This window comes from Synechococcus sp. R55.2 (assembly GCF_047462075.1).
In the GTDB taxonomy this organism is placed as follows: domain Bacteria; phylum Cyanobacteriota; class Cyanobacteriia; order Thermostichales; family Thermostichaceae; genus Thermostichus.
Genome location: NZ_JANSIH010000352.1, coordinates 1 through 3468 on the forward strand (window position 1 = coordinate 1; position 3468 = coordinate 3468).

Below are 3468 nucleotides of genomic sequence, written 5' to 3' on the forward strand. Positions count from 1 at the left end.
GCTGCCGTAAACCAGCCTAGAGGTCCGTGGTTGGCTTGCCAACTGCAGGGCTGCCGAAAGCCCGCCCTGTACTGCGAAGCAGTCAGGGTCGGGTAGTTTACGTCTCGAATCAAAGTAGTGCGCAGAGGTGCTGGGATCAAAATCGCGTGTGAGCAAATCTGCCAAAGCTGCCTGCTGCTCTGGCGTAAGCCGCCGCAGATAAAAATCCAACTGCCGGCTCACCGTGCCATTGTGGGCAAACCGGGCCAGATCCTCCACGGGCAAGGAGAACTCAATCAAACAAAGGCGGCAGAAACACCCCCAAGCGCTCTGCACCCCCCATCTGGCCCAGACCGAAGAAAACTGTCCCCAATCCCAGAGCCAAGGCCAACAGTCTCCGTGGCCAGTTCATGCCTAGAGTACTCCCTTCGAACTAGGGATCCCTTCTTGTCGGCGGGGATCCCGTTCTACGGCCATGCGCAGGGCACGGGCAAACGCCTTAAAACTGGCCTCGACAATGTGGTGGGCGTTGAGACCGGCAGCTTGGCGAATGTGCAAGGTAAGCTGGGCGTGGTTGACCACCGCCTGATAAAACTCCCGCACCAACTGGGTTTCGTAGCGGCCAATGCGCTCTGTGGGCAGCTCCAGGCCATAGCTGAGGTGAGGGCGACCCGAAAAATCCAGCACCACCTGCACCAAAGCTTCATCCAAAGGCGCCCAAAAATGGCCGAAGCGATGAATGCCCCGCCGATCCTGCAAAGCCTGCGCCAGAGCCTGTCCCAGCGTGATGCCCACATCTTCGTTGGTGTGGTGATCGTCGATGTGCAGATCCCCTATGGCCTTGATCTGCAGGTCGATCAGCCCGTGGGTGCTGAGCTGGGCCAGCATGTGATCCAAAAAGGGGATCCCGGTGTCGATCTCGTAGTGGCCGCTGCCATCCAGGTTCAGACGAATTTGAACATCCGTTTCCCCGGTGCGACGGTGAACAAGGGCAGTTCTGGGGTGGAGCAGGCGCGAGGAGTCGATGGCAGTCATGGAAGTGGCCGAGAACGCTGTGGAGCAGCAGGTAGGCTCCAGCTCTAGAATTGCACAAGCCTGCGAGCATCGGCACCACACGGCCTAAGCAGTGAGGAGCGAGAAGAGAGGCTCTTTCCTTTCTCCGCCCTGCTCTTTTTTCCCTTGGAATTGCCGTAGAGTGCTGGAAGAGAGTGTTGAAGAAGGGGTTGCCGTTTGCAGGATTGGCAGCAAATCCAACAGGCCCTCAAGCAACACTGGGGTTACGAGACGCTGCGCCCACCGCAGGATCAGGTGATCCAGGCTCTGCTGGACAAGCGCGACGCGCTGGTGGTGTTGCCGACGGGGTTTGGCAAATCCCTGTGCTTTCAGCTAGCAGCTCTGCTGCAAAGGGGGGTGATGCTGGTGGTTTCACCCCTAATCGCCCTCATGGAAGACCAAGTTCAGGATCTTTGGAAACGCAAGCTGCCGGCGGCCTGTCTCCACAGCGAACTGGATCCGGCCCTGCGCAAGCGGGTGTTGAAGGCCCTTGAGGAAAACCGACTGCGCCTGCTCTATTTGGGGCCGGAGACTCTATTCAGCCCCCCCGTTTGGCAACGGCTGCAACAGCCTCAGGTGCACATCAACGGCCTGATCGTGGATGAGGCCCATACGTTGGTGCATTGGGGGGGATCCTTCCGGCCCGACTACCGCCGTCTGGGATTGCTGCGCCCGGCTCTGGCCCCGGTGAAGTCCTCCTTTCCCATTGCCGCTTTTACCGCCACGGCTGACCCCCAAACCTGCAGCCGCCTCAGCCAAATCCTAGAGCTGCGGGATCCGGAGTGCATTCGCGCCGATCCCCTGCGGGCCAATATCTCCCTCAATGTCGCGATAGCCTGGAGCCCGGCGCATCGTCGTCGCCGTCTGCTGCGATTCCTGGGGGAAAATCCCGGCTCGGGTCTGGTGTATGTGCGCACCCGGCGGGATGGGGAAGAGCTGGCCGAGTGGCTGGGCCGACAGAACCTAAAAACCGCCACCTACCATGGGGGACTGGAAGCGGGATCCCGCCGTCGGCTGGAACGGGCCTGGCTGCAGGGGGAACTGCGCTTTCTGGTCTGCACCAACGCCTTTGGCATGGGCATCAACAAGCCGGACGTGCGTTGGGTACTGCACTTTCATCCCCCGCCCACCTTGATGGATTATTTGCAAGAGGTGGGACGAGGCGGTCGGGATGGTGGCCCTTGTCGGGCCCTGATGCTGGTCTCGGAGCCGACGGGCATGCTGGATCCCAGCGATCGCCGGCGCCAAGCCTATTTCTATTCCCAGCAGGAGCGCCTTCAGGCCCGAGCACGCCACCTGCTCCAAACCCTACCCCAGCAGGGATCCTACGCCGATCTGCCCCCCGGAGAGGCACGGGTGGCCTTGGGTCTGCTGCAGGAGATGGGCTGTTTGCGGTGGCCGGATCCCTTTCGCTTTCAGGTGTTACACCGCCGTTGGCAGCCTTTAAGACGAGAGGATCCCTGGCAAGGGATGGAAGCCCTCATCCACGCCCGCGGCTGTCGGTGGCAGGCGATCTTGCCCTATTTTGGCTACCCTGGGGAGCAGCCCGGCCTGCCTTGTGGCACCTGTGACCGTTGTCGGCTTTCTCGTTAGCCCTCAGCAGCCAAGTGCGAGCCACAACCGGCAGGAGTGGTTATCATGATCTGCGTTTTCTGCAAAGGGATCAGAATCTCGCAGCTTTCCCGTTGCTGACGACCTTCCGGCTGTGCCCATGAGTGTTTCCGGATCTCCGCTTGAGGAACTGGATCGACCCTTATCCCTAGCTCGGCAGGTAGCCCAACTGTTGGTGGTGCCGGTCTCGGCCCGTCTGGGATCCCCAGCCTGCTGTCGAGACACCCTCAAGCGACTGATCCAGGAAGTGGGGATCGGGGGCATCTGGATCACCGAAGGACACGTAGCAGAAGCCCTGTTGCGGGTGGAAGAGGTGCAGGCATGGGCTGCTCTGCCCCTTTTGGTGGCGGCAGAGGCCGGTCGTGGGCTGGCCCTACAGGGGGCTACCTCTTTTCCCCATCCCCTGGGGTTGAGCCGTCTGGGATCAGAGGCAGAACGCTGGGCGGAACAGTGGGGTCGGATTACGGCGCGGGAGGCGGCAGCCATCGGCATCAATTGGCTGCTCAACCCGGTGGCAGAGCCACTGGGGGAGCTGGCTTTGGCGGAGGATCCCCTATCTGCTTTGCAACTGGCGCGAGCTTTCGTGCGCGGATGTGAGCAAGCGGTTCCAGAAGGGATCCTGACCACGGCCAGCTCCTTTCCGGGCAAAGGGGGATTCAAGTCGGTTCAGGCCGGAGCGGAGCGGGTTCCAGCCGCCTTGGCGGGCCGTAGGCCGAAGGCAGCAGATATCCCTTGGTGTCCCCGTCTGAGCCTAACCCCAGCGCAGCTTCAAGAGGGGCCTTGGCTGCCCTGTCGAGGTTTGGTGGAGCAGGTGGGGGCGATCTT

General features: G+C 61.5%; 3 protein-coding genes and 1 pseudogene. 2 read left to right on the top strand and 2 right to left on the bottom strand.

All coding sequences use genetic code 11. The features are described 5' to 3' along the window. Positions 1-192: 192 nt before the first annotated feature. Both NW838_RS11290 and hisB read right to left on the bottom strand, forming a co-directional pair. Positions 193-315, bottom strand: a pseudogene (locus tag NW838_RS11290) (alpha/beta hydrolase); the annotation flags it as partial. Positions 316-393: 78 nt separating this feature from the next. Then, on the bottom strand, positions 394-1014 hold the full coding sequence (gene hisB / locus NW838_RS11295) for an imidazoleglycerol-phosphate dehydratase HisB (protein WP_414357444.1): 621 nt from the start codon (positions 1012-1014) through the stop codon (positions 394-396). Between the two features lie 195 nt (positions 1015-1209). Here hisB and NW838_RS11300 point away from each other — a divergent pair, with 195 nt between their 5' ends. Continuing rightward, the gene (locus NW838_RS11300; protein WP_414428063.1) at positions 1210-2625 is read left to right on the top strand and encodes a RecQ family ATP-dependent DNA helicase; all 1416 of its coding nucleotides are present in this window, start codon (positions 1210-1212) and stop codon (positions 2623-2625) included. Between the two features lie 118 nt (positions 2626-2743). Next, the coding region (locus tag NW838_RS11305) for a glycoside hydrolase family 3 N-terminal domain-containing protein (RefSeq protein ID WP_414428064.1) at positions 2744-3468 on the top strand (725 nt) is incomplete at its 3' end.

What these genes read in the sequence shown, in the direction of transcription:
- hisB (WP_414357444.1), bottom strand. Translation starts at nt 1,014, where the DNA reads ATGACTGCCATCGACTCCTCGCGCCTGCTCCACCCCAGAACTGCCCTT.